This is a genomic window from Streptomyces dioscori (assembly GCF_003024195.1).
GTDB lineage: Bacteria > Actinomycetota > Actinomycetes > Streptomycetales > Streptomycetaceae > Streptomyces > Streptomyces dioscori.
Map to the genome: position 1 here is coordinate 1 of NZ_KZ679039.1, position 23561 is coordinate 23561.

At 68.6% G+C, this 23561-nt stretch carries 25 protein-coding genes and 1 rRNA gene; 13 read left to right on the forward strand and 13 right to left on the reverse strand.

The window, feature by feature from the left end; genetic code table 11:
• Nucleotides 1–167: 167 nt before the first annotated feature.
• Together rrf and C6Y14_RS04590 are read left to right on the forward strand one after the other, a co-directional pair.
• Nucleotides 168–284 (forward strand): 5S ribosomal RNA (gene rrf, locus C6Y14_RS04585).
• Nucleotides 285–376: 92 nt separating this feature from the next.
• On the forward strand, nucleotides 377–931 hold the full coding sequence (locus tag C6Y14_RS04590) for a GNAT family N-acetyltransferase (protein ID WP_107015206.1): 555 nt from the start codon (nucleotides 377–379) through the stop codon (nucleotides 929–931).
• A gap of 10 nt (nucleotides 932–941) precedes the next feature.
• Here C6Y14_RS04590 and C6Y14_RS04595 read toward each other — a convergent pair whose 3' ends face one another.
• The 6 genes from C6Y14_RS04595 to C6Y14_RS04620 all read right to left on the reverse strand — a co-directional run bounded on the left by C6Y14_RS04595 (nucleotide 942) and on the right by C6Y14_RS04620 (nucleotide 8172).
• Nucleotides 942–2468, reverse strand: coding sequence for a type IV secretory system conjugative DNA transfer family protein (locus tag C6Y14_RS04595; protein WP_107015207.1), 1527 nt, complete (start codon nucleotides 2466–2468; stop codon nucleotides 942–944).
• Between the two features lie 48 nt (nucleotides 2469–2516).
• Nucleotides 2517–3941 carry an ATP-binding protein gene (locus C6Y14_RS04600; protein ID WP_107015208.1) on the reverse strand — a complete coding sequence of 475 codons (1425 nt, stop codon included), beginning with the start codon at nucleotides 3939–3941 and terminating at the stop codon, nucleotides 2517–2519.
• Nucleotides 3942–3947: 6 nt separating this feature from the next.
• Entirely contained in the window at nucleotides 3948–5507 is a 1560-nt protein-coding gene (locus C6Y14_RS04605; protein ID WP_107015209.1) for an SCO6880 family protein, read from the reverse strand.
• The gene (locus C6Y14_RS04610) at nucleotides 5504–6838 is read right to left on the reverse strand and encodes a hypothetical protein (RefSeq protein ID WP_107015210.1); all 1335 of its coding nucleotides are present in this window, start codon (nucleotides 6836–6838) and stop codon (nucleotides 5504–5506) included. The genes C6Y14_RS04605 and C6Y14_RS04610 overlap by 4 nt, the downstream gene beginning before the upstream one ends.
• Nucleotides 6828–7670 (reverse strand): hypothetical protein, encoded by an 843-nt coding sequence (locus C6Y14_RS04615; RefSeq protein WP_107015211.1) that lies wholly within the window; start codon nucleotides 7668–7670, stop codon nucleotides 6828–6830. Before C6Y14_RS04615 ends, C6Y14_RS04610 begins: the two co-directional genes overlap by 11 nt.
• A gap of 193 nt (nucleotides 7671–7863) precedes the next feature.
• Nucleotides 7864–8172 carry a hypothetical protein gene (locus C6Y14_RS04620; RefSeq protein ID WP_107015212.1) on the reverse strand — a complete coding sequence of 103 codons (309 nt, stop codon included), beginning with the start codon at nucleotides 8170–8172 and terminating at the stop codon, nucleotides 7864–7866.
• 522 nt (nucleotides 8173–8694) lie between these two features.
• Between C6Y14_RS04620 and C6Y14_RS04625 the strand changes: the two genes are divergently transcribed.
• The 3 genes from C6Y14_RS04625 to C6Y14_RS04635 all read left to right on the forward strand — a co-directional run bounded on the left by C6Y14_RS04625 (nucleotide 8695) and on the right by C6Y14_RS04635 (nucleotide 10151).
• On the forward strand, nucleotides 8695–9042 hold the full coding sequence (locus tag C6Y14_RS04625) for an ArsR/SmtB family transcription factor (RefSeq protein ID WP_107015213.1): 348 nt from the start codon (nucleotides 8695–8697) through the stop codon (nucleotides 9040–9042).
• Between the two features lie 11 nt (nucleotides 9043–9053).
• Nucleotides 9054–9692, forward strand: a complete 639-nt coding sequence (locus C6Y14_RS04630; RefSeq protein ID WP_107015214.1) for an SRPBCC family protein — start codon at nucleotides 9054–9056, stop codon at nucleotides 9690–9692.
• A gap of 78 nt (nucleotides 9693–9770) precedes the next feature.
• Nucleotides 9771–10151: a DoxX family protein gene (locus tag C6Y14_RS04635; RefSeq protein ID WP_107015215.1), complete on the forward strand. Its 381-nt coding sequence runs from the start codon at nucleotides 9771–9773 to the stop codon at nucleotides 10149–10151.
• 54 nt (nucleotides 10152–10205) lie between these two features.
• Here the strand turns inward: C6Y14_RS04635 and C6Y14_RS04640 are convergent, their stop codons facing one another.
• Nucleotides 10206–10487 (reverse strand): DUF397 domain-containing protein, encoded by a 282-nt coding sequence (locus C6Y14_RS04640; protein WP_107015216.1) that lies wholly within the window; start codon nucleotides 10485–10487, stop codon nucleotides 10206–10208.
• A 169-nt stretch (nucleotides 10488–10656) separates the two neighbouring features.
• Here C6Y14_RS04640 and C6Y14_RS04645 point away from each other — a divergent pair, with 169 nt between their 5' ends.
• Together C6Y14_RS04645 and C6Y14_RS04650 are read left to right on the forward strand one after the other, a co-directional pair.
• Nucleotides 10657–11658, forward strand: a complete 1002-nt coding sequence (locus C6Y14_RS04645) for a C40 family peptidase (protein ID WP_107015794.1) — start codon at nucleotides 10657–10659, stop codon at nucleotides 11656–11658.
• 182 nt (nucleotides 11659–11840) lie between these two features.
• On the forward strand, nucleotides 11841–12542 hold the full coding sequence (locus C6Y14_RS04650; protein WP_107015217.1) for a phosphatase PAP2 family protein: 702 nt from the start codon (nucleotides 11841–11843) through the stop codon (nucleotides 12540–12542).
• Between the two features lie 163 nt (nucleotides 12543–12705).
• On the opposite strand, the gene C6Y14_RS04655 is transcribed toward C6Y14_RS04650, so the two are convergent.
• Entirely contained in the window at nucleotides 12706–14283 is a 1578-nt protein-coding gene (locus C6Y14_RS04655; RefSeq protein WP_107015218.1) for an FAD-binding oxidoreductase, read from the reverse strand.
• Nucleotides 14284–14681: 398 nt separating this feature from the next.
• Here C6Y14_RS04655 and pstS point away from each other — a divergent pair, with 398 nt between their 5' ends.
• From pstS to pstB, 4 genes are all read left to right on the forward strand, one after another.
• On the forward strand, nucleotides 14682–15809 hold the full coding sequence (gene pstS / locus C6Y14_RS04660; RefSeq protein WP_107015219.1) for a phosphate ABC transporter substrate-binding protein PstS: 1128 nt from the start codon (nucleotides 14682–14684) through the stop codon (nucleotides 15807–15809).
• A 108-nt stretch (nucleotides 15810–15917) separates the two neighbouring features.
• Nucleotides 15918–16925, forward strand: coding sequence for a phosphate ABC transporter permease subunit PstC (pstC, locus tag C6Y14_RS04665; RefSeq protein ID WP_107015220.1), 1008 nt, complete (start codon nucleotides 15918–15920; stop codon nucleotides 16923–16925).
• Nucleotides 16922–17983: a phosphate ABC transporter permease PstA gene (gene pstA, locus C6Y14_RS04670; RefSeq protein ID WP_107015221.1), complete on the forward strand. Its 1062-nt coding sequence runs from the start codon at nucleotides 16922–16924 to the stop codon at nucleotides 17981–17983. Before pstC ends, pstA begins: the two co-directional genes overlap by 4 nt.
• A 50-nt stretch (nucleotides 17984–18033) precedes the next feature.
• Nucleotides 18034–18810, forward strand: a complete 777-nt coding sequence (gene pstB / locus C6Y14_RS04675; protein ID WP_107015222.1) for a phosphate ABC transporter ATP-binding protein PstB — start codon at nucleotides 18034–18036, stop codon at nucleotides 18808–18810.
• Nucleotides 18811–19109: 299 nt separating this feature from the next.
• Here pstB and C6Y14_RS04680 read toward each other — a convergent pair whose 3' ends face one another.
• Both C6Y14_RS04680 and C6Y14_RS04685 read right to left on the reverse strand, forming a co-directional pair.
• The gene (locus tag C6Y14_RS04680; RefSeq protein WP_107015223.1) at nucleotides 19110–20108 is read right to left on the reverse strand and encodes an inorganic phosphate transporter; all 999 of its coding nucleotides are present in this window, start codon (nucleotides 20106–20108) and stop codon (nucleotides 19110–19112) included.
• A gap of 7 nt (nucleotides 20109–20115) precedes the next feature.
• Complete coding sequence (locus C6Y14_RS04685) at nucleotides 20116–20736, reverse strand: DUF47 domain-containing protein (protein ID WP_107015224.1); 621 nt, start codon at nucleotides 20734–20736, stop codon at nucleotides 20116–20118.
• Between the two features lie 203 nt (nucleotides 20737–20939).
• Here C6Y14_RS04685 and C6Y14_RS04690 point away from each other — a divergent pair, with 203 nt between their 5' ends.
• Nucleotides 20940–21317, forward strand: a complete 378-nt coding sequence (locus tag C6Y14_RS04690; protein WP_107015225.1) for a metal-sensitive transcriptional regulator — start codon at nucleotides 20940–20942, stop codon at nucleotides 21315–21317.
• A 150-nt stretch (nucleotides 21318–21467) separates the two neighbouring features.
• On the opposite strand, the gene C6Y14_RS04695 is transcribed toward C6Y14_RS04690, so the two are convergent.
• Nucleotides 21468–21662, reverse strand: coding sequence for a hypothetical protein (locus C6Y14_RS04695; protein WP_107015226.1), 195 nt, complete (start codon nucleotides 21660–21662; stop codon nucleotides 21468–21470).
• Between the two features lie 100 nt (nucleotides 21663–21762).
• On the reverse strand, nucleotides 21763–22602 hold the full coding sequence (locus tag C6Y14_RS04700; RefSeq protein WP_107015227.1) for a hypothetical protein: 840 nt from the start codon (nucleotides 22600–22602) through the stop codon (nucleotides 21763–21765).
• A 131-nt stretch (nucleotides 22603–22733) separates the two neighbouring features.
• On the opposite strand from C6Y14_RS04700, the gene C6Y14_RS04705 reads away from it, so the two are divergent.
• Entirely contained in the window at nucleotides 22734–22898 is a 165-nt protein-coding gene (locus C6Y14_RS04705) for a hypothetical protein (RefSeq protein WP_199854675.1), read from the forward strand.
• A gap of 192 nt (nucleotides 22899–23090) precedes the next feature.
• On the opposite strand, the gene C6Y14_RS04710 is transcribed toward C6Y14_RS04705, so the two are convergent.
• On the reverse strand, nucleotides 23091–23558 hold the full coding sequence (locus tag C6Y14_RS04710; RefSeq protein WP_199854637.1) for an NUDIX hydrolase: 468 nt from the start codon (nucleotides 23556–23558) through the stop codon (nucleotides 23091–23093).
• Between the last annotated feature and the right edge of the window lie 3 nt (nucleotides 23559–23561).

Here is a 23561-nt window from a genome sequence, read left to right on the forward strand (position 1 = left end):
GGAAGCCCTGTAAGGGGTGGAGCTGACCGGTACTAATAGGCCGAGGGCTTGTCCTCAGTTGCTCGCGTCCACTGTGTTGGTTCTGAAACCACGAACAACCCCGCACCCCTTGTGTTTGGCCACAGGGGGGTGTGGTGCGGTTGATTTGAATCAGAGTTTCAAAGTGTTTCGGTGGTCATAGCGTGAGGGAAACGCCCGGTTACATTCCGAACCCGGAAGCTAAGCCTTACAGCGCCGATGGTACTGCAGGGGGGACCCTGTGGGAGAGTAGGACGCCGCCGAACTAATATTACGGAAAAGCCCCCGCACTTCGGTGCGGGGGCTTTTTTGCGTTCCGGCCCATACAGGCGCAGGCGGTTTCGTTACGGTGCTTCTTATGAATACTGAGTACGTGATCCGGTCCATAGGCAGTGACGAGTGGTCCTCGGTGAAGGAGCTCGCGCTGGCCGCTCTCCAGGACCCGGTGGCGCATCTGGCTTTTCTGGATACGTACGAGGTCGCGGTGGAGCGGCCCGACAGCTTCTGGCAGGAACGGGCCGCCGGAGCCGCAGAAGGGGTGCGTGAACGACAACAGGTCATCGCCGAGGAGCCCGGTGGACGCTGGGTCGGGTGCGTGGTCGTGCTGGTCGAGGAGGCCGGGGCCGTCGGGGCGCTGGGGGCCGTGAGCCCCGTACGGCAGGGGCATCTGGTGGGGGTGTACGTGCGGCCCGAGGCACGGGGGAGCGGGCTCACCGAGCGGCTGTTCGCCCATGCGCTGCGGTGGGCCTGGGAGGACGCCGGCCTGGAGCGGGCGCGGTTGTTCGTGCACGAGGGGAACGTGCGGGCTCAGGGCTTCTACCGGAAGTTCGGGTTCGTGCCCACGGGGGAGAGCGTGCCCGTACCCGGGGATTCGGGCGCGCGGGAGCTGGAGTTCGTGTTCGAGCGGTCCTAGCGGCCGTGGGTCAGACTGGGAGGTGCTGGTGGGGCCAGCGGGAGCGGGCCTGCTCCTGGGAGCGGAGCAGGGCCAGGGTGGGGAGACCTCGGTCCGGGCCCGTGCCGTCGGCCGCGGCGAGCAGGTCCGGGAGCTGGGGGAGCGGGGCCACCGCGGCCACGTCGTCCAGGACGAGGGTAAGTGGTGGGTCGAGGCGACCGGAGGATGACCGTTCGGCCATGCGCCGGCCGCGCTCGACCACGCTTGAGGCGAGGGCCGTCAGGAGCGGCATGGCGCCGGGGTTCGACCTCGGGTCCTCGATGGGTTTACCGACCACATAAAGCGTGCCCCCTTCGTTGACGAAGGAATCCAAGGTGAGTGTGTCGGTTCGGTTTGGAGTGCAGGCTTCCCGGACGTTGACGGTGAACAGGGCGGAGAGCGTGCGGGCGGTCAACTCCTGGGCGATGTCACGCCGTTCCGGGTGCGAGGTGAGGGCGGCTTCGAGTTCGCCGGCGGAGCCCGCGGCCGACTTGGGGTTCGTACGGAGGATGCGTACGGCTTCCTGGACCTGGGCGCCCTGGGCCCAGCGATGGACGTGGCGGATGGTGCGGCCGTCCACCGCCGCGGCGTGCAGGTAGCTGCGGAGGAGCGTTTCCGCGGTGTCGGCGACCGCCTGGTCGATCTTGGCGGTGGGGCGGACCGGGGCGAGGAGCGCCGCCGCTCTGGCCTTCGCGGTGTCCTTGGTCTCGCAGCCCGCGGAGGGGGACCAGTGGAGGCGGGCCGGCGTGTCACAGAGGTGGGAGGGGTCGTAGAGGAGGACGGGGCCCAGTTTCGCGCGGGCGTCCTTCGTGCTCGACCACAGGGCGGGGTCGGAGGTGATGACGAGGGCGGGGCCGTCCGCGTCCCGGATCGCCTGGACGGCGAGGGGGTGGCGGGTCTCCGGCGGGCCCAGCACAACGGGTCCCCTTGGGGCGGGACTTTCCCACCCACCCGCCCGTTCGGCGGTTTCCGCAGGAAGCGAAGCAGGAACAGACTCCAGCGGCAGCTCCGCCGCCCGGACCGCCGTGTGCTCGACCGGCGGATGCGTCACCTCCGGCCGTTCGGCCGCCCGGCTTCGGGGGATCTCGGGCTCGCCCTTGGTCAACAGGTCCGGTTCCGGCGCCGCGGCCAGAAGTGCCCTGCGTCTCGCCCTGCCTGCCCGCCACCTCGCCACCGTGCCGAGGACGAAGATCGTGAGGACCACCAGGATCATCAGCTGGCCGATGAACAGGCCCCAGAAGAGCCCGTATCCGGAGAGCTGGGCGGGTGGGGTGTCGGGCCACGCGGTCGGCAGGTCGTGGGGGGCCGCGACGAGTTGGCGTATGGCCAGGGGCGTACGGCGGAAGGTGACCCCGGACGGCCAGGAGCCATGGGAGAAGAGGCCGGCGAGGCCGGTCGCCGTCCAGACCATGACGGTCATGCCGAGGACGAAGGCCAAGATGCCGAGCAGCAGGCCGTCGGGAACGCCTCCCTGGCCGCCGCCGTGCTGGCGATCGCGATCGCGGTCGTCCGGTCTCATCTCGGGTCGCTCCTATGCGCCACTGACGCCACTTATGCCGCTGTGGACCTACGCCACTGTGGACTCGGACGAGTCGTCGAGATCGCTCAGGTGGTGCTCCATGAACGCCGCGGCCCGCTCCTCGGCCTCCAGCTCGGCGGCGCGCAGGGCGTCGTCCGCGAGGTGGTCGGCCGACGACTCCGTCATCGCGCGGTCGGTGAAGACGAGGGGCCGCTCGGTCTCGGAGATCAGGTGTTTGACGACCTGGACGTTGCCGTTGACGTCCCACACGGCGATGCCCGGGGTGAGGGAGGGGATGATCTCGACCGCCCAGCGGGGCAGGCCGAGGACGCGGCCCGTCATTCTGGCCTCGTCGGCCTTCTGGGCGTAGATCGTCCGCGTCGAGGCCATCTTCAGGATCGCCGCGGCCTCCTTGGCGGCGGCTCCGTCCACGACGTCGGACAGGTGGTGGACGACGGCCACGAAGGACAGACCGAGGCGGCGGCCGAACTTCAGCAGACGCTGGAAGAGCTGGGCCACGAACGGGCTGTTGATGATGTGCCAGGCCTCCTCGACGAGGAAGATGCGCTTCTTCCGGTCGGGGCGGATCCAGGTGTGCTCCAGCCACACGCCGACGATCGCCATCAGGATGGGCATGGCGATGGAGTTGCGGTCGATGTGGGACAGGTCGAAGACGATGAGCGGGGCGTCCAGGTCGATGCCGACCGTCGTCGGGCCGTCGAACATGCCCCGCAGGTCACCGTCGACCAGACGGTCGATGACGAGCGCGACGTCGAGGCCCCAGGCGCGTACGTCGTCTATGGCGACGTTCATCGCCTCCGCCGACTCCGGTTCGGGGTGGCGCAGTTGCTCGACGATGTCCGTCAGAACGGGCTGGCGGTCGATGATCGTCTCGTTGACGTAGGCGTGCGCGACCTTCAGCGCGAAGCCGGAGCGCTCGTCCAGGCCGTGGCCCATCGCGACCTCGATGATCGTCCGGAGCAGCGCGAGCTGGCCGGTCGTCGTGATCGCAGGGTCGAGCGGGTTGAGGCGGATCCCCATGTCCAGGGCGGCGGTCGGGTCCAGGCGGATGGGGGTCAGACCCAGTTCCTGGGCGATGAGGTTCCACTCGCCCACCCCGTCCTCGCCCTGTGCGTCGAGGACGACGACCTGGCGGTCCTTGAACCGCAGCTGCCGCATGACGTACGTCTTCTCCAGCGCCGACTTGCCGTTGCCGGACTCGCCGAGGACCAGCCAGTGCGGCGCCGGGAGCTGCTGTCCGTACAGCTGGAAGGGGTCGTAGATGTAGCCCTTCCCGGAGTAGACCTCGCGGCCGATGATGACGCCGGAGTCGCCGAGGCCGGGGGCCGCGGTCGGCAGGTAGACGGCCTGGGCCTGGCCGGTGGAGGTGCGCACCGGCGGGCGGGTCGTCTCGACCTTGCCGAAGAGGAAGGACGTGAAGCCCTCCGTGAGGACGGACAGCGGGTCCCGCATGAAGTCCTACCTCCGGATGCCGGTCGCGAACGGGAGTGTGTTGACGAAGGCGCGGTGGTGCTCGCGGTCGCACCATTCGAGCTTCAGGTACGACTTGCCGGCCGAGGCCCTTATCGTCCGCTTGTCGCGGGCGAGCGCCTCCGGGTTGCGGGACGAGACGGTGATGTATCCGACGAGGTTGACGCCGGCGGCGCCGCTCGCGAGGTCCTGGCCGCGCTGGTCGACGCGGTTGTGCGAGGCGACGTCGCGGGGGTCGACGGTGCGGTTCATCTTGGCCTGGCGGCTGGCCTCGGCGTCGTCGTTGGTCTTCTCCGTCAGCATGCGCTCGATGGCGACCTCGGTGGGTTCGAGGTCCATCGTGACGGCGACCGTGCGGATGACGTCCGGGGTGTGCACGAGCAGCGGGGCGAGGAAGTTGACGCCCACCGGGGTCATCGGCCACTCCTTCACCCAGGCCGTGGAGTGGCACCAGGGGGCGCGGGTGGAGGACTCGCGGGTCTTGGCCTGGAGGTAGGTCGGCTCCATGGCGTCCAGCTCGGCCGGCCAGGCGTTGCGCTTGGTCATGGCCTGGATGTGGTCGATGGGGTGGTCCGGGTCGTACATCGAATGTACGAGGGAGGAGAGCCGCCCCTGTCCGAGTGGCTGGCGCACCCGGATGTCGGCCTCCTGGAGGCGGGAGCAGATGTCGGTGAGCTCGCGGGCCATGACGACGGCGAGTCCGGAGTCCTTGTCGAGCTTCTTGCCGCCCTTGGGGCGGGCGGCGCGGGCCATGGCCTGGGCCTCGGCGGCCAGTTCGCGTGAGTAGTGCATGCAGGCGACGAGGTAGGCGCGGTGCTGTTCGCTGCTGGTCGACACCATGGAACTGAGCTGCTCGTACGATTCCTGGAGCCAGCCGGGTGCGCGGTCGTCGCCGCGTACGGAGACGTCCTTGGCGTGGGCGTCCGGGTCGGCGGGGAGGGTGCGGGCGAGCATCTGGATGCGGGTGACGAAGCCGTCTCCGTTGGCGACGTGCTTGAGGAGGGTGCCGAAGCGGTCGACGAGGGCTTCCTGGTCCTCGCTGTCGCGCAGGCCGACGCCGGGGCCCTCGATCTCGATGGCGGCGGTGACGGTCTTGCGGTCGGCGTGCAGGAGGACGGCGATCTCGTCCGGGCCGAACGGCGCCGCGAGCCAGGAGATGCGGCCGATGCCCGGGGGCGGGCCGATCTCGACCTCGCGGCCGTCGACGTGGGTGCCCGACTCCATGACGTTGCTGCGGTAGGCGGTGCCGCGGCGCAGGCCGCGCTTGTAACTGCGGTTGATCTCGAACCACTTGTAGAAGGTCCGCCGCTTGTACGGGACGTAGACCGCGGCCAGTGCGAGCATCGGGAAGCCCATGAGCAGCACGATGCGCACGGAGAGCACGGGGACGATCAGGCCGCACATCATGCCGAGGAACGCGCCCGCGATGATGAGCCCGATCTCGCCGGACTCGCGGTTGCGGCCGACGATCGCGCTCGGCCGGGCGCGGCCGATCAGATATGTACGGCGGGGCGTGACCGGATGGGACACGTGGGAATCGGTCGTCAACGCCCTTCACCTCCCGTGCGGTTGTTGCTGCTGTTGCCGTTGCTGTTGTTCCGGTTGTTCCCGGCGTGGGGAGTGTTGATCGGGCTGGAGCGGGGTGGGGGCGCGGAGGGGACGGATCCGCCGCCACCGCCCGAGGAGCCGCGTGAGCTGTGGGCCGCGACGCCGCCGGAGACGGGGTTCGAGGGGCGGGCGCCGCTGTTGCCGCCGCCGTTGTTGTCGGCCCGGGTGCTGTGGGTCTTGATGCCCTGGGCGACGAGGTGGGCGGGCGAGCTGATGGCGGCCGCGGCCTTGCCCTCGGCGCCCTGCATGATGCGGTTGTTGCGGCCGCCCGCGATCTCGTCGCCGAAGCCGGGGACGAAGCGGTAGATCATGGCGCTGGCGAAGATGGCGAGCAGGATGATCGCGAGGCCGGAGACGACGGCGGAGAAGGAGTCCGGGCCGTCCTCCGCGGAGAGGGCTCCCGCGAGGCCCAGCACGATCACGATGACCGGTTTGACGAGGATGACGGCGATCATGATGCCGGCCCAGCGGCGGACGTGGCCCCAGAGGTTCTTGTCGACGAGGCCGGCGTAGACGACCGTGCCGAGGAGCGCGCCCACGTAGAGGAGGGCGGCGCGGATCACCAGTTCGAGCCAGAGGACGCCGGCGGCGAGGATCGACACGAGGGAGACCACGATCAGCATGATCGGGCCGCCGCCGATGTCGGTGCCCTTGTTCAGGGCGCCGGAGAAGTTGCCGAAGAACGTGTCGGTCTGGTTGCCGGTCGTCTTGGCGAGGACCTCGGCGATGCCGTCGGTCGCGGAGACGACCGTGTAGAGGACGAGGGGGGTGAAGGCGGAGGCCAGCACCGTCAGCCAGAGGAATCCGATGGCTTCGCCGATGGCCGTGCTGAGGGGGACGCCCCGCACGGCGCGCTTGGCGACCGCGAGCAGCCACAGGAGGAGGGTGAGGATGGTCGACGCGGCGAAGACGACCGCGTACTGCTGGAGGAACGTGGGGTTCGTGAAGTCGACCGTCGCCGTGTTCTGGACGGCGTCGCTGAGCTTGTCGATCGTCCAGGAGGCGGCTTTCGCGCAGCCCTTGGCGAGGGAGGCGAGGGGGTCGAGGGCTGTGGTGGGGTCGTCGAGGGAGGGGCCGTTGCGGTTGTTGCTGCCCTGTTCACAGTATTCGCGGGCCTGACCCGAAATCTGTGAGCAGTAGTTCTCCGAGGGCGTCGGAGTCGGCGTCGGTGTGGGAGCTGCTTGAGCCTGTGAAGCCAGCAGTACGACCGTGGTCTGCACAGCTGCTACGGCGCCGGTGAACTTGAGTACGCGCTGCGGGCTACCGGGCATACGTGAACCCTCCGAACTCCTCGACCGCCTTGCCGATCTCGTCGGACCCGGAGACGGGGTCGTCTCCGTTGACGGGGGTCGGGCCGGTCTTCTGGCTGGTCTCCAGGACCTTCCAGTCGTCCTCGGCCCAGTTCAACTTCACGGTCACGGTGAACCAGCCACTGGTCACGGGCTTGGTGGATGACTCCCCGGTGAGCCCGAAGAGGCTGTTGCACCAGACTTCGACGGTGGCCGTACCGGTGCTGCTGGAGGTGACTTTGGTGCCCACCGGCAGCGTGCGGTTGACGAAGGTGCTGCCGGAGGGCGCGTCGCCGTCCTTGGTGAGGCCGATCTTGGCCAGGAGCCCCGCCGAGTAGTCCGCGTCGAACCCGGACCGGAGTCGGTCCAGCGCGCCGGGGTCGGCGATCGTCCGTAGGATCTCGTGCCGCTGAGCGGTGATGAACATGCTGTCGGAACCGAGTGCCGTGGCGTAGTTGGCCGCTGCGCTCTGCGCGCCCTGGTCGTTCCGGGCGTACCCGGTCGGGATGCCGGCGGCCTTCGTCTTCACCGGCTGCTCCCCCGAGGCCGACGTCGGGGCGGAGCCCGCCTTTGCCCCGCCCCCGTCGTCGTCCGATCCGGAACTCCCGCCCCCGCGGTTCGCGAAGGCGATGGCTGCGATCAGGAGGACCACTACGCCCACCACCGTGACGAGGCTGCGCGACGACGAACGGCCGCCTCGTCGCGCTCCTCCGTAGACGTCACCGGCACTGTCGGGGAGCCGCGTGCGCGTCTGGCCGGTACCTCCGTACCCACCGTCCTCGCCGCGCGCTCCGTGCTCGTCACCGAGACTCATGCCGCGTACGCCCCCTCGACCTCATGCTGAACCGCGTCATACGACGGTAGCCCCGCTGGTTCCCGCGTGGGCGCGGTGTGGTGACTGGACATCAGGAGACGCAACCTCAGCCGGTGGGCACGACGGACGGGTGGGGTGGAGGAGGGACGCACAGGGGTCCGGCCGGGTGCGGGGGCACCGGGCCGGCCGCCGCCTAGACGGCCATGCCGTACACGATCGTGAAGAGCGTGCCCAGTGAACCGATGATGAAGACCCCGGTGAGACCCGCGATGATCAGACCCTTGCCCTGTTCCGCGCTGAAGGTGTCGCGGAGGGCGGTCGCGCCGATACGTTGTTTCGCCGCTCCCCAGATCGCGATGCCGAGGCACAGGAGGATGGCGACAGCCATCACGACCTCGATCATCACGCGGGCTTCGTTGCCCAGGGTGCCGAACGGGCCCCAGTCCGGAGCGATTCCGCCGATGATCGTGTTGATGTCGCCCTTTTCGGCTGCGAAAAGCATGTAAGTCACCGCCCCTAGTGGGTTGTTCTGCCTCCTCTGCCACTCTGCGCAGAGGTCACGGCTATTGTCGCTGACAATGATGCTGTCGCATGTCGACTTGGCGTCATTGATTGGCGGGTTTCGTACGAATCCCTTGTCACCGGAGCTCGCGGGACCCTTCAGGGGGGCGCAGGACGGCATGCGGGGAGGCGTATCGTCACTCTGTGTATCACGGCAGGTCACGCCGGGCAATGAAGTAGATGCGGAACCTGTGGTGTGGTTCCGTCGTTAGCCCCTCTTACGCGAACGCCAACTGATGGTGGCCGATTCCGCCCGTCCATCGAGCCCGACTCCGTCCCGAGTGCGCCGGTCCGTCGTGCCGATGTTCTCCGGGTCGTGCGTCTCGTGGTGTGTAGACGCCACCCGTTTCGTTGTGGGGCAGGCTATCCCGGACGGGGTGGCAGGGCGCGCCGGGGTGGGAGTGGTGACCGCCACTTTTCATCAGCACGCGCTTATATAAGTGCATGGTGATACGTTGCTCCTGTGCACGCATTCGACGTACTCGGTGACCCCGTTCGCCGACGGATCATGGAGCTGCTCGCGGACGGCGAGATGAGCTCCGGGGCGGTGAGCGAGGTCGTGCGGGAAGAGTTCGGCATATCCCAGCCCGGCGTCTCGCAGCACCTCAAGGTCCTGCGGGAGAACGGCTTCGCGACGGTCCGGCCGGAGGGGGCGCGGCGGCTGTACGCCGTGAACTCCGAGCCCCTGCGTGACATCGACGCCTGGCTGGACCGCTTCCGGCGCTTCTGGACACCCCACCTCGACGCCCTGTCCACCGAGGTGGCCCGGGGCAAGCGCGAACGCCGGCTCCGCGAGGGGTCCGGCCAGTGAAGGAGCAGCGCATGATCGACGTCAGCCATCAGATCAACGCCGTGCGGCGCCAGGTCGGCAGCCGGCTCATCGAGGCCGGTGAGGCCCATGTGGTGACCGTAAGTCAGACGTACGACACGACCGTCGAGGACCTCTGGGAGGCGTGCACCGATCCCGAGCGCATCCCGCGCTGGTTCCTGCCCGTCACCGGCGAGCTGCGGCCCGGCGGCACGTACCAGCTGGAGGGCAACGCCGGCGGGACCGTCGAGCGCTGCGACCCGCCGAAGGGTTTCACCGCGACCTGGGAGTTCGGCGGGAACGTCAGCTGGATCGAGCTGCGGCTGACCCCCGCGGCGGACGGCGGAACGCGCTTCGAGCTGGACCACATCGCACCCGACGACGACGAGAAGTGGCAGCAGTTCGGGCCCGGGGCCGTCGGTGTCGGCTGGGACATGGCGCTCATCGGGCTCACTCTCCATCTGGCCTCCGGCGCGGCCGTGGATCCCGAGGAGGCCATGGCCTGGTTCGGGACCGAGGAAGGGCTGCGGTTCGTCGCGCTGAGCAGCGAGGGGTGGTACGCGGCTGCCGTCGCCGGCGGTGAGGCCGAGGAGGTCGCCCGGGGGAGGGCGGATCGGACGACCGTGGCGTACACGGGCGCGGAGTCCTCCTGACGTCCGGCTACTTACTTTCGAGTAACCTCGCACGGCAGCCGTTGCCCCAGCCCTTCATGGGCTTCCGGAGGAGGAATCGTGCCAAGGTCGGAACGCTCGCCCCTGTTGCTCGCAGGTCTGTTGGCCTCCGCCGCCGTCGCCCACTTCGCGGTGCCCCGGCAGTTCGACGCGACCGTCCCGCGCGTGCTGCCGGGTTCGCCGCGGACCTGGACGTACGCGAGCGGTGTCGTCGAGCTGGCGCTGGCGGCCGGGGTGGCGGTGCCGCGTACGCGGCGGGTGGCCGCGCTGGCCACCACCGCGTTCTTCGTCGGGGTGTTCCCCGCGAATGTCCAGATGGCCGTGGACTGGCGTCACCGGCCCGCGCCCCAGAAGGCCGCGGCGCTGGCCCGGCTGCCGCTTCAGGTGCCGCTGGTGCTGTGGGCGCGGGGTGTGGCGAGGGACGCGGTGAGGGTGCGGTGAGGAGCGAGGTGCGGTGCGGGATGCGGTGCGTGGTGGTTCGGCGGGGCCTGTCGCCTAGGGCCGACCACCCGCGGAGTCCACGGAGTCCGCTGATCCCGCCGAGCCCTCGAATCCTTCCACTCCCTCCACGAAGTGGTCGAACTCGCCCGCCTGTACGCCGAGTACGAAGGCGTCCCACTTCTTCCGGGTGGTCGTGACGACGGTCTCCGGGTCGCTGGTCTCACGGATGTAGACGAGTCCGTCGTCGCCGAAGGCCAGCTCGATCCAGGGGCCGGGCCCGGTCGCCTCCGGCGGGGCGGCGCGTTCCCAGGTGAGGTTCGTGGGGATGTCGGACATGGATCCGGTTCTCCTTGCGTACGGAGACGAGGGCGCCGAAGGCGTGGGGACGGTCCCGAGTGGGACAACCGTATCCCCGTCCCGGGTGGTCGGTGAGTGATCATTCCGTGATGGGCTCCGCGCATCTACACTGACGTTCGGATTACCGTGCGGCGAGGGGCGGTTGACGGTGCGTAAGGGCTGGATCTTGGCGACCGCCGCCGTGGGGGCGGGGCTCGGCTTCGTCATGGTGCTGGTGGTCGGCGTCTACATGGTCGCCGGGAACCTCGCCAACGGTGTGGGTCAGGGGGCCGTCGGCCTCGCCAAGGGATCCGTGCCGGCGGCGTACCGGGCGCTCGTGCAGAAGTGGGGCAATTCGTGCCCCGCCATCAATCCGGCACTTCTCGCCGCGCAGCTGTATCAGGAGAGTGGGTTCAATCCCGGCGCCAAGAGCCCGGCCGCCGCGCAGGGGATCGCGCAATTCATCCCCGGGACCTGGGCCACGCACGGAATCGACGGCGACGGGGACGGCGACCGTGACGTATGGGATCCGAATGACGCGATTCCATCGGCCGCGAAGTACGACTGCACGCTCGCGAAGTACGTCAAGGACGCGCCTGGGAACCCGACGGAGAACATGCTCGCCGCGTACAACGCGGGGGCGTACGCCGTCATCAAATACGGGGGCGTTCCGCCGTACAGGGAAACCCAGAACTACGTGAAGACGATCACCACGCTGCAGGAGAGCTTCGCCGCTCCCGTCGGTCGCGTGCAGCCCTCCCAACAGGCCGCCGGCGCCATCCACTTCGCGCAGAAGAAGCTCGGCACGCTCTATCTCTGGGGCGGCAACGGCACCCCTGAGCAGGGAGGACGCTTCGACTGCTCGGGGCTGACCAAGGCCGCGTACGAGACGGTGGGGATCACTCTGCCGCGGGTCGCCAACGACCAGTACAACGCCGGTCCGCACCCCGGGCGGGACGAGCTGCTGCCCGGGGACCTGGTCTTCTTCTCGGACGACCTCACCAACTCCCGGGCCATCCGGCACGTGGGGGTCTATGTGGGCGGCGGGTACATGATCAATGCCCCTCGGACCGGGGCCGTGATCCGTTTCGACTCCATCGACACCCCCGACTACTTCGGGGCGACGCGGGTGACCGAAGATGGCGCGAAAGCATTGCCCACCTCTGTGTGAAACCCACCCCTGAGCTGCGGCGATGTATCTCTCTTCGATAACGTCTGCGTGATCATTCGGTGGAGGGTGGAACGTATTGAAGGGGAGTGTGCGTTCCTGTTCTTGTAGCCGACGACGGGGGTTGTGGCGCGACGCATCCGATGGGTGCGTTGGAAAGATGACGACGAAGGAGCCGTTGCACCATGGCTGGACTCGCCGACTCCGGATCGAACCCCGACGTTGACTTGCTCTACGACATCAATGGTCTCGCCAAAGACGCGCCGCACTGGTTCGACCGCGTCATGGAGTTCGTGGGCGAGTGGGGACTCCTGCTCGTCATGGTTCTGCTGGTGCTGTGGTGCTGGTGGAACGTGCGGCGGCGGGGCGGGGACGAGGCCGCGGCCTCCGTGGCCGCACTGATCTGGGCGCCGCTGGCCGCCGGGGTCGCCGTACTCGTGAATGTGCCGATACGGGGTTTTGTCGAACGGCCTCGGCCCTTTGTGGACCACGAGGGACTTGAAGTCCTCATCGGCGGCAAGAGCGACTATTCATTTGTGAGCGATCACTCGACTCTCATGATGGCGATGGGGGTCGGGCTGTTTGTCGCGAATCGGAAGTTCGGGCTTGTCGGGATAGGGCTTGCGCTGCTCGGTGGGTTCTGCCGGATTTACATGGGCGTGCACTATCCGACCGACGTGGTCGGGGGGTTCGCGCTCGGGACGGCTGTCGTTCTGCTGCTTTCGCCGCTTGCTACCGCTTTGTTGACGCCTGTGGTTCGGGCTGTTGAGCGGGCTGGGCGGGTGGGGTGGTTGGTTCGGGCGGATCGCTCCGCCGGGGCGCGGGAGAAAGTGATTCCTGGGTCTCGTAGTGATGTTGATCCTGCGGAGAGGGATCTTGCGGCGTAGGTAGTGGGTGGTGGGGGGTGGGCTCGTCGGGTGCGGGTCCGTTGTGGCTGGTCGCGCAGTTCCCCGCGCCCCTGAAGACGAAAGATTGCGCCGTTCCCCGCGCCCCTAGAAGCGAAAGATTGCGCCGTTCCCCGCGCCCCTGGGGGCGGCCAGGAGGTCCGGGCTACAGCGACTGGGGGAAGTTGAAGAAGTTCTTTGGGTCGTACTGGGATTTCAGGGACTTCAGGTGTGGGGACGCTTGGCCGTAGTAGGCCTTTCGCCAGTTGGGCAGAGTGGGGTCCGTGTAGTTCTGGTAGGCCGCGCCCGAGGCGTAAGGGCGCATGGCCGTGTGCGTGGCCGTCAGCCAGGATTCCGACGTACTGCCGGAGGTACCGGGGCGCCACGCCGCGATGTACTGGGCCAGCATCCGCGAGCGGCGGTGGACGAACGCCGTGGCCGTGGGGTCGACCCGGTTGATCGCGCCGCCGAGCGCGGTGAGCGCGATGCTGCCCGTGCCGCCCTGGACGCCTGAGATGCGCGAGAGCAAGGTCTTGATGCCCGCCGCCGAGAGCGAGCGGTCGAAGAAGTCCGAGCGGCCCGCGTACGTCTCGCGGCCCAGCGCGCCCTGCGGTGAGCGGCCCGGTGTCCCGCCCGGGAGATGGCACTGGGCGTCGGAGGAGAAGGACGAGCAGCCCGCGTACACCTCCATCGCCTCCTCGTAGGAACGGCGCCTGAGGGAGACGCTGCGGGCGGAGGCGCCGATCCGGTCGGCGAGGCGGTCCACCGCGTTCTGCAGGTCGCCGTACGTGCCGAGGGAGAACGCGGAGACGGAGACGGTCGGGGTGCCGCCGTCCGCGTTCTCGACGTGGAGCGACGACCAGATCTCGTCCGGCTGGTCGGGGCCCCACTCCTGCCAGGCCGCCAGGACCGCCGCCGCCCTCGGCCACGGCCAGGACATGTTCGCCGCGACGCCCTGCGGGGCCGGGTGGGTCTTGAAGCGGAGTTCCGTGACGACGCCGAAGTTGCCGTTGCCCGCGCCGCGCAGTGCCCAGAACAGGTCCTTGTTCTCGGTCGCGCTCGCGGTGAGCTGCTTGCCGTCGGCCGTGATCAGGGTCGCCTGCGTGAGGCTGTCGCACGTCAGGCCGTACGCCCTCGACACCACCCCGTGGCCGCCGCCCAGCGCCAGGCCCGAGACGCCCACCGTCGGGCACGAGCCCGCCGGGATGGTCACGCTCCTGGAGGCGAGCCCGCGGTAGACGTCGATCAGCTTGGCGCCCGCGCCGATGACCGCCTCGTCGCCGGACGCGCGTATCCGGGACAGCTTCGACACGTCGAGGATCAGCCGGCCGTTCCCGGAGGACCAACCGGCGTACGAATGGCCGCCGTTGCGGATCGAGACGGGGACGTCGTGGGCGCGGGCGTACGCGAGGACCGTACGGATGTCGTCGGGGTGGGCCACGTACGCGACCGCCGTCGGCTTCAGGGAGTCGAAGCGGGTGTTGTAGAGCTGGCGGGCCGCCGCCCAGTCTGCGTCGCCCGGGCGGACCAGGGAGCCGTCGAGGTCCGCGGCCAGCGCGCGCAGGTTGGCGGCCGGGGTGCCCGACGGGGTGCCTTCGGCCGTCGTGGTCGCTCCTGTGCCCTGGGCCGGTGTGCCGGACGTACGCGTCGAGCCGGCCAGCCGTGGCTCCTTGCCGCTGCAGGCCGCCGACGCCGCTGTCACCGCGACCGCCGCCGTGCCGCCTATGAACGTACGCCGCTGCATGCGCGCCTCCCGTTGCTCCCGTTCAACGAGACGGGTCAACCGCCCGGCGGGTTCCACGGGCGGCAACCGGCAATCCCCATGAGTGGGCAAAGGGGAGGGGGCGGGTTCAGGCCAGGCGGGGGAGGAGGGGTGTGGCGGGCGAGCGAAGGCGGAGCTTCCGTTAGTCGGAACCCTTGCGTGTTCAACCCGTAAGCGTTCCGTGACCTCACCGCACTGACGGCAGGGGTTCACCCTCCGTTCACTCACGGCCATCGGCGGCTTCACCTGTTCTGCCTAATTTCGGCCTTACCCGGTGCGTGGTGCGGACGGAAGCGAGCGCCTGTGCCGGTCGATGAACCAGCGGGACCCATGACATCGCACGCCGCCGCAACGGCGGCTTCTGGAAGGAACTCACGAAAGTGAAGCTTCAGCGCAAGAACCGGCTTCGCGCCCTTTCCCTCGGTGCTGTCGCCGTCTCCGGCGCCCTTGCGCTGACGGCGTGCGGCTCGGACGACACCGGCACCGGCAGCAGCGACGGCAGCACGACGGCCGCCAACAGCTCCATCAAGTGTGACGACGCCAAGGGCCAGCTGCTGGCCAACGGCTCCTCCGCGCAGAAGAACGCGATCGACGCCTGGGTCAAGCAGTTCGTGACCGCCTGCAAGGACGTTCAGATCAACTACAAGTCCGAGGGTTCGGGCGCCGGTGTCACGGCGTTCACCCAGGGCCAGGTCGCCTTCGCCGGTTCCGACTCCGCGCTGAAGCCCGAAGAGGTCACGGCCTCCAAGGAGGTCTGCAAGGGCGGCCAGGGCATCGACCTGCCGATGGTCGGCGGTCCGATCGCGGTCGGTTACAACGTCCCGGGTGTCGAGGGCCTCGTCCTCGACGCGGAGACCCTTGCGAAGATCTTCGACAGCAAGATCAGCAACTGGAACGACGCGGCGATCGCGAAGCTGAACCCCGACGCGAAGCTGCCCGACCTCAAGATCCAGGCGTTCCACCGCTCGGACGAGTCCGGCACCACGGACAACTTCACCAAGTACCTGATCGCGGCCGCGCCCGACCAGTGGAAGTACGAGGGCGGCAAGGCCTGGCAGGCCAAGGGCGGCCAGTCCGCGTCCGGCTCCTCCGGTGTCGCCCAGCAGGTCAAGCAGACCTCCGGCGCCATCAGCTACATGGAGCTGTCGTACGCCAAGGACGGCATCGCCTCGGCCAAGCTGGACACGGGCGCCAGCGCTCCCGTCGAGGCCACCGTCGAGAACGCGACCACGGCCATCGCGGACGCCAAGATCGTCGGCACCGGCTCGGACCTCGCGCTCGAACTGAACCGCGCGACCAAGGCTGACGGCGCCTACCCGATCACCCTGGTCACGTACGAGATCGTCTGCGACAAGGGCAACAAGGCCGACACCCTGGCCGCCACGAAGGCGTTCCTCACCTACATCGCCAGCGAGGACGGCCAGAAGATCCTGGCCGAGAACGACTACGCCCCGATCCCCGAAGAGATCATCGCCAAGGTCCGTACGACCGTCGCGAGCCTGAGCTGACCTGAGCGCGCGGTCCGGTCCCCGATCCGGGGCCCGGACCGCGCGCCGTCCGGTGCACCGCCGCCTGGGGCCGCACACGGTGTGTGGCCCCGCAGACCGGAGAACCTCATGGATATATCCACCAAGAAATCAGACGCGCCTCCCCCCGTCTCCCCACCCTCCGAGACCGAGCAGAAGCGCGCGGCCCGCGGGGTCACCCGGCCCGGCGACCGAGTCTTCCTCGGCCTGTCCCGCGGGTCGGGCATCTTCCTGCTCGTGATCATGGCCGCCATCGCGGCCTTCCTCACGTACCGCTCCGTGATCGCGATCAGCAAGGACGAGAGCAACTTCCTCACGACCTTCGAGTGGAACCCGACCGCCGTACCGCCGAGCTTCGGCATCGCGGTCCTGGTCTACGGCACGGTCATCTCGTCGATCATCGCGATGGTCATCGCGGTCCCGATCGCGGTCGGCATCGCCCTGTTCATCACGCACTACGCCCCGCGCAGGCTCGGCGGTCCCCTCTCCTACGTGATCGACCTGCTCGCCGCCGTGCCGTCCATCGTGTACGGCCTGTGGGGCGCCCTGGTCCTCGCACCGCAGCTGATCGGCCTCTTCGGCTGGCTGGACGACTACTTCGGCTGGACCGGCATCCTCGACTGGCAGGGCGGCGCACCGCGCTCGCTGTTCACCGTGGGCATCCTGCTCGCGATCATGATCCTGCCGATCATCACCAGCGTGAGCCGCGAGGTCTTCCGGCAGGCTCCGCAGATGCACCAGGAAGCCGCACTGGCCCTCGGCGCCACGCGCTGGGAGGTCATCCGCATGTCGGTGCTGCCCTTCGGCCGCTCCGGTGTCATCTCCGCGTCGATGCTCGGCCTCGGGCGCGCGCTCGGCGAGACGATGGCGGTGGCCACGGTCCTGTCCCCGAGCTTCGAGATCAACGCCAGCCTGCTCGACCCGGGCGGCGGCACCTTCGCCCAGAACATCGCCAGCAAGTTCAGCGAGGCCAGCGAGATGGGCCGTGACGCGCTCATCGCCTCCGGTCTGGTGCTGTTCGTCATCACCCTGCTGGTCAACGGTGGCGCCCGCATGATCATCGCCCGCCGCGCGGAGTACTCGGGGGCCAACGCATGAGCCAGACAGTGAACGACAGGCGCCCCAGCTCCCTGCAGGGCGCGACACTGCCCAAGTGGAGCCCGTACGCGATCGCGGCCGGCTCGATCGCCCTCGGTCTCGGCATCAGCGCCGCGGCCGGACTGGACAGCAAGATCCAGTGGGGTCTGATGGCCGCGGTCTTCTTCGTGGCCGCGTCGTACGGCATCGCCGCGAAGGTCGAGGGTAAACGGCAGGCCAAGGACCGGGTCGCGACCAGCCTCGTCTGGGTCGCGTTCCTGCTCGCCGTCATTCCGCTGGTCTCGCTCATCTGGGAGACCGTCAAGCGCGGTGTGAAGGTCCTCGACGTCTACTTCCTCACCCACTCGATGGGTCTGGTGACCGACACCGAGCCCGGCGGAGGCATCTACCACGCGATCCTCGGCACGCTGGAGCAGGTCGGCATCGCCACGGTGATCTCCGTGCCGATCGGCATCCTGACCGCGATCTACCTCGTCGAGTACGGGCGCGGCAGGCTCGCCCAGGCCGTCACCTTCTTCGTCGACGTCATGACGGGCATCCCGTCGATCGTCGCGGGCCTGTTCGTCCTCAGCTTCTGGATCATCATCCTGGACATGGGCTACTCCGGGTTCGCCGGCGCGATGGCCCTGACCATCCTCATGCTGCCCGTGATCGTCCGCTCCACCGAGGAGATGCTCAAGCTCGTCCCGAACGAGCTCCGCGAGGCCTCGCTGGCGCTGGGCGTGCCGAAGTGGCGCACCATCACCAAGGTGGTGCTCCCGACCTCCATCGGCGGTATCACCACCGGTGTGATGCTCGCGATCGCCCGCATCACCGGTGAGACCGCTCCGGTACTGCTGCTGGTGTGGGGTTCGACCTTCATCAACACGGACCCCTTCGACGGCCCGCAGGCCTCGCTCCCGATGTACATCTACCAGCAGTACGCGAACAGCGGCGGCTCCGGTGCGGCGTACGACCGGGCCTGGGCGGCGGCGCTCACGCTGATCGCGTTCGTGATGATCCTCAACTTGGCGGCTCGCGGCATCGCCCGCTGGAAGGCCCCCAAGACCGGTCGCTGACGCGGCCAGACAGCGACCAGTTTTCCCCCTCGAAAGAAGCAGTGATCCCCATGGCCAAGCGAATCGACGTCAGCGGCCTCAGCGCCTACTACAGCTCGTTCCGAGCCATCGAGGACATCTCGATGGCCATCGAACCCCGCTCGGTGACGGCCTTCATCGGCCCCTCCGGCTGCGGAAAGTCCACGTTCCTGCGCACCCTCAACCGGATGCACGAGGTGACACCGGGCGGCCGCGTCGAGGGCAAGGTCATGCTCGACGACGAGAACCTGTACGGCGCCGGGATCGACCCGGTGTCGGTGCGGCGCGAGGTCGGCATGGTCTTCCAGCGTCCGAACCCCTTCCCCACCATGTCGGTCTTCGACAACGTGGCGGCGGGGCTGCGGCTCAACGGCAGCTACAAGAAGTCCGAGCTGGGCGACATCGTGGAGAAGTCGCTCAAGGGCGCGAACCTCTGGAACGAGGTCAAGGACCGGCTGAACAAGCCGGGGTCCGGGCTCTCCGGCGGTCAGCAGCAGCGACTGTGCATCGCGCGGGCGATCGCCGTCGAGCCGAAGGTGCTGCTCATGGACGAGCCGTGCTCGGCGCTCGACCCGATCTCGACGCTGGCCATCGAGGACCTGATCGGTGAGCTGAAGGAGCGCTTCACGATCGTCATCGTGACGCACAACATGCAGCAGGCCGCGCGCGTCTCCGACCGGACGGCGTTCTTCAACCTGTCCGCGGTCGGGCAGCCCGGGAAGCTCATCGAGATCGACGACACCGAGCGGATCTTCTCGAACCCGTCCGTGCAGGCCACCGAGGACTACATCTCGGGGCGGTTCGGCTGAGCCCGTCCGTGGCGTAGACCCCTCGCGGTGCTGCATGGCGGTGCCACCGCGGGGACCGATAGGGCCCGCTTCCCGGCGCTTGCGCCGGGGGGTGGGCCCGTTGGCTTTTTCTCGCCCCCGCCGCCCTTGCCCTTCCTGTCACTGCATGGGGCTGCGCCCCTCGCCCTCTTTGTCCTCAAACGCCGGACGGGCTGAAAGACATCTTTCAGCCCGTCCGGCGTTTGAGGACCGGGGGTCCGGGGGCGGCGCCCCCGAGTCAGTGACGGGAAGGGTAAGGGCGGCGGGGGCGGAGAAGGTGGTTACAGGAACGCCACGTCCACGAGCCAGAAGCTCGTTGCCGCTACCAGTGCCGCCGCCGGCATCGTGATGAACCAGCCGAGGATGATGTTCTTCGCGACACCCCACCGCACCGCGTTCACCCGCTTCGTGGCCCCCACACCCATGATCGCCGAAGTGATGACATGAGTCGTGGAGATCGGCGCGTGGAAGATGAACGCCGTCGTGAACATCAGCGACGCACCCGTCGTCTCCGCCGCGAACCCCTGCGGAGGATCCAGCTCGATGATCTTCCGCCCGAGCGTACGCATGATGCGCCACCCACCGGCGTACGTACCCAGCGACAGCATCACCGCGCACGCGATCTTGACCCAGACCGGAATCGGGTCGCCCGCTTCCTCGACGTCCGAGATGACCAGGGCCATCACCACGATGCCCATCGTCTTCTGGGCGTCCTGGAGGCCGTGGCCCAGAGCCATACCCGCCGCCGACACGGTCTGCGCGATACGGAAACCGCGCTTCGCCTTGTGCGGGTTGGAACGGCGGAAGAGCCACATGATCGCGCACATCACCAGATAGCCGGCGATCAGACCGACGACCGGGGAGATGAACATCGGGATGACGACCTTCTCCAGGACGCCGGACCAGATGACATCGATGCCGCCGGCGAGCGCCGCGCCCACCATGCCGCCGAACAGCGCGTGGGAGGAGGAGGACGGCAGGCCGAAGTACCAGGTGACGAGGTTCCACACGATCGCGCCCACCAGCGCGGCGAACAGGATCCACATGCCCCGGTTGCCGTGCGGTGTCTCGATCAGGCCTTCGCTGACTGTCTTGGCGACCCCGCTGCCCATGAAGGCGCCGGCGAGGTTCATCACGGCGGCCATCGCGAGTGCCGCACGCGGCGTCAGCGCGCGCGTGGACACGGAGGTGGCGATGGCGTTCGCGGAGTCGTGGAAGCCGTTGGTATAGGTGAATCCGAGCGCGACACCGATGGTCACGATCAAGGCGAAGGTGTCCATGAAGGGGTCAGGACTCCTTGACCGCGATGGTCTCCACCGTGTTGGCCACGTGCTCGAACGCGTCGGCGGCCTCTTCGAGGACGTCCACGATCTGCTTGAGCTTCAGCACTTCGATGGCCTCGTACTTGCCGTTGAAGAGCATTGCCAGCAGCTTGCGGTGGATCTGGTCGGCCTGGTTCTCCAGACGGTTGACCTCGATCCAGTACTCGGTGAGGTTGTCCATCGTGCGCAGGTTCGGCATGGCCTCGGCGGTCAGCTCCGCCGCCCGGGCCAGTACCTCGATCTGCTGCTCGACGCCCTTGGGCAGTTCCTCCACGTTGTAGAGGACGACCAGGTCGACGGCCTCCTCCATGAAGTCCATGATGTCGTCGAGGGACGAGGCGAGGTTGTAGATGTCCTCGCGGTCGAACGGCGTGATGAACGAGGAGTTCAGCTGGTGGAAGATCGCGTGCGTTGCGTCGTCACCGGCGTGTTCCGCGGCCCGCATACGCTCTGCGATCTCGGCTCGGCCGGACGAGTCCGCCCCGAGCAGTTCCATCAGGAGCTTGGAGCCCGTGACGATGTTGTCCGCGGAAGCGGCGAACATGTCGTAGAAGCTCGTCTCCCTGGGGGTCAGACGAAATCGCACGTGGGGTCCTCGGATTGCTTCGGTGTCGGTCAGGCTGATGCTAGGCGCATCATCCGGCCACGGCTAACCGGCCGCCCCCCAGTGTCGCCCATCGGGCACAGTGATCAGCACGGGGTCCCGCGAGGGCATCTGCCAAGGGCCCTATACCCAGCAAAGTTCGTTACGATATACCCGGTAGGGGTATCAGTCAGCAGGAGGACGCGATGACGACCACCGAGGCCGGCGCGACGGCGCCCTCCGGGGAGACGGGTGCGGCGGAAGCCGGCGGCGCGGAGATCGTGACCGACCACGATCGCGGGATCCACGGCTACCACAAACAGAAGGACGAGCACCTCAAGCGGCTGCGGCGGATCGAGGGGCAGGTGCGGGGGCTGCAGCGGATGGTCGACGAGGACGTCTACTGCATCGACATACTCACGCAGGTCTCCGCCTCCACGAAGGCGTTGCAGTCGTTCGCGCTGCAGCTTCTGGAGGAGCATCTTCGGCACTGTGTCGCTGACGCGGCGGTCAAGGGGGGTGCCGAGGTCGACGCGAAGGTGGAGGAGGCGACCAAGGCGATTGCTCGGCTGTTGCGTACGTGAGCCGTGGCCGGGCGGGGGCCGGAAATGATGCGCCGGCCCTCGCGTCCCTCAGGACGAAAAGACTGCGCCGTTCCCCGCGCCCCTGAGAGACGAAAGACTGCGCCGTTCCCCGCGCCCCTGAAGGGGCGCCCCTGGGTGGGGCAGGTCAGGTCAGTTGGTGGGGTCTTCTGTTCTTTGTTGCGGGAAGCGTTCTTCGGCCACCTTGAGGACCTTGTCGATCTGGTCCGGGCTGAGGCGGTCCTCTCGGGCGGCCGAGGCCGCGATGATCAGGTCGCCGCACAGCTCGATCTCGGCCAGGGCCACGTGGTCCTGAACTGCCGTACCGCGCGCCGGAGCCACGTGCATCACCTCTTCCTGCCGTTACCGACTTCCTAGAGTAGGGAGCGGCCCACGGACAGCGCATGGCACCAACGGACCATTTCCGGCCCCGCCCACCGTCGTTCCCTCACTCGGCGATCCGTCCGGCGAAGATGTCCTTCGTCTTCGGCAGGCGTACGTCCACCGCGGCTCCGAAGTCGTACAGCAGCGTCGTGGAGGCCACCGCGACCGTGTCCTTCTGCTGCCCGTTCACGAAGCTGAACCGGTGGCGGACCTTGCGGATACGGCCCTGTTCGTCGAGGTAGACGTCGAAGGGGACCGTCGCCGTGGCGAAGCCTTTCGCCGCCGCCCGCAGCGCCTCCCGGTTGCCCGCCGAGGCATCGCGCGCGGCCAGTGTGAGGTCGGCGGTACCCCGGTAGTGCCGTACGGGCGTGCCCGCGACCGACGTCCTGCCCATGTACGCCGCCGTGCGCGCGCCCAGCAGCAGTTCCGCGGCGGCGAACGGATCGGTCGCACCGCCCGTGACCAGGTTCCCGTCGGAGAGTGTGGCTGTATTGACGCGTACCCACTTGTCGGTGGGCACGCCCGCGCCGCGGTTCTTCATGTAGAGCGCGCCCGGTGCGAGCAGTTCGGTGATGGGGCGGTGGCCGTCGGCGCCGCCCGGGTCCTGCGGGAGGAGTACCTTCAGCCGGCCCACCTGGTCCGCGAAGTCGTAGACACCCTCGCCGCGGATGGTCACGCGGGTGCCGCCGGTCGCCATCTCCATGGACGTACGCGCCTTGGACGTACCGGCGCTGACCAGGTTTCCGGCTGCTCCGTGGAGCACTTCGACGGGGTCCTCGGCGGTCCGGGCGTCGTCGGAGGCGGTACCACCGCCCGAGCATCCGGTGGCGCAGAGCAGTAGCCCCGTCGCCGCGGCGGCCAGGGCGACCGCACCGTCCGCTCGTTTTCGCTGCCGCTCCACCATCGCCTGCTACCCCCAGCCGGGACGTCCTTGGGCGGGCCTCGTGTCGTTCCGCTTAACGACCGGTGGGGGGTGTTGTCACGCGCACGCCGGGCATGGGGAAGCGTTTACCCGGCATCGGTACGGTGGGGCACGTGGCGCAGCAGGAAGAGATCACTCCCCTGGAACACCGGACGACGACGATCGAGCGGGGCCCGTTCTGCCTGGCGCGATGCACCTGCGGCTGGAGCGGCCCGGCAAGAAGAGCCCGCAGCCTGGCCCGCACGGACGCCCAGAACCACCTGACCGCACTCCAGTGAGACGCGCTCTTCCAGGGCCGCGATCTTTTAGGGGCGCGGGGAACGGCGCAATCTTGTCGGTTCCAAGGGGCGCGGGGAACGGCGCAATCTTGTCGCTTTTAGGGGCGCGGGGAACGGCGCGACCAGCCACGACGCACCCGCAGCCGACCACGCGCCCACCCAGAGCCGCACGCAGTGCAGCCCCACGCAGTGCTACACGCGCCGCAGGACCGCCAGCAGCTCGTCCACCAGCTCCCGGTCCCGCGGCTGCGTAACCCTCGTACGGGCCTCCGCAGGCGAAAGCCACAGCACACGATCCACCTCACGGTTGGGCACGAACGCACCCCCCGTCTCCTCGGCGGCCCAGTAACTGACCTGCTTGGGCCGCTCGTTCGCCACATAGCAGAGGGTGGTCAGCCGCGGCCCCGGCGCACACCGGTGCCCGGTCTCCTCCTCGACCTCGCGCAGCGCCGCGGCGAGCGTGTCCTCGCCGGACTTCAGCTTGCCCTTCGGGTGCGACCAGTCGTCGTACTTCGGCCGGTGGACCAGGCAGATCTGCAGCTCGCCGTCGGCCGGTGAGCGGCGCCACAGGACGCAGCCCGCCGCGAGCACCGGGTCTTCGTCCACGGACAGCGGGTTTCCGTTCGAGTGCACTGGGCCTCCGATCGCGAGTTGCGGCATCCG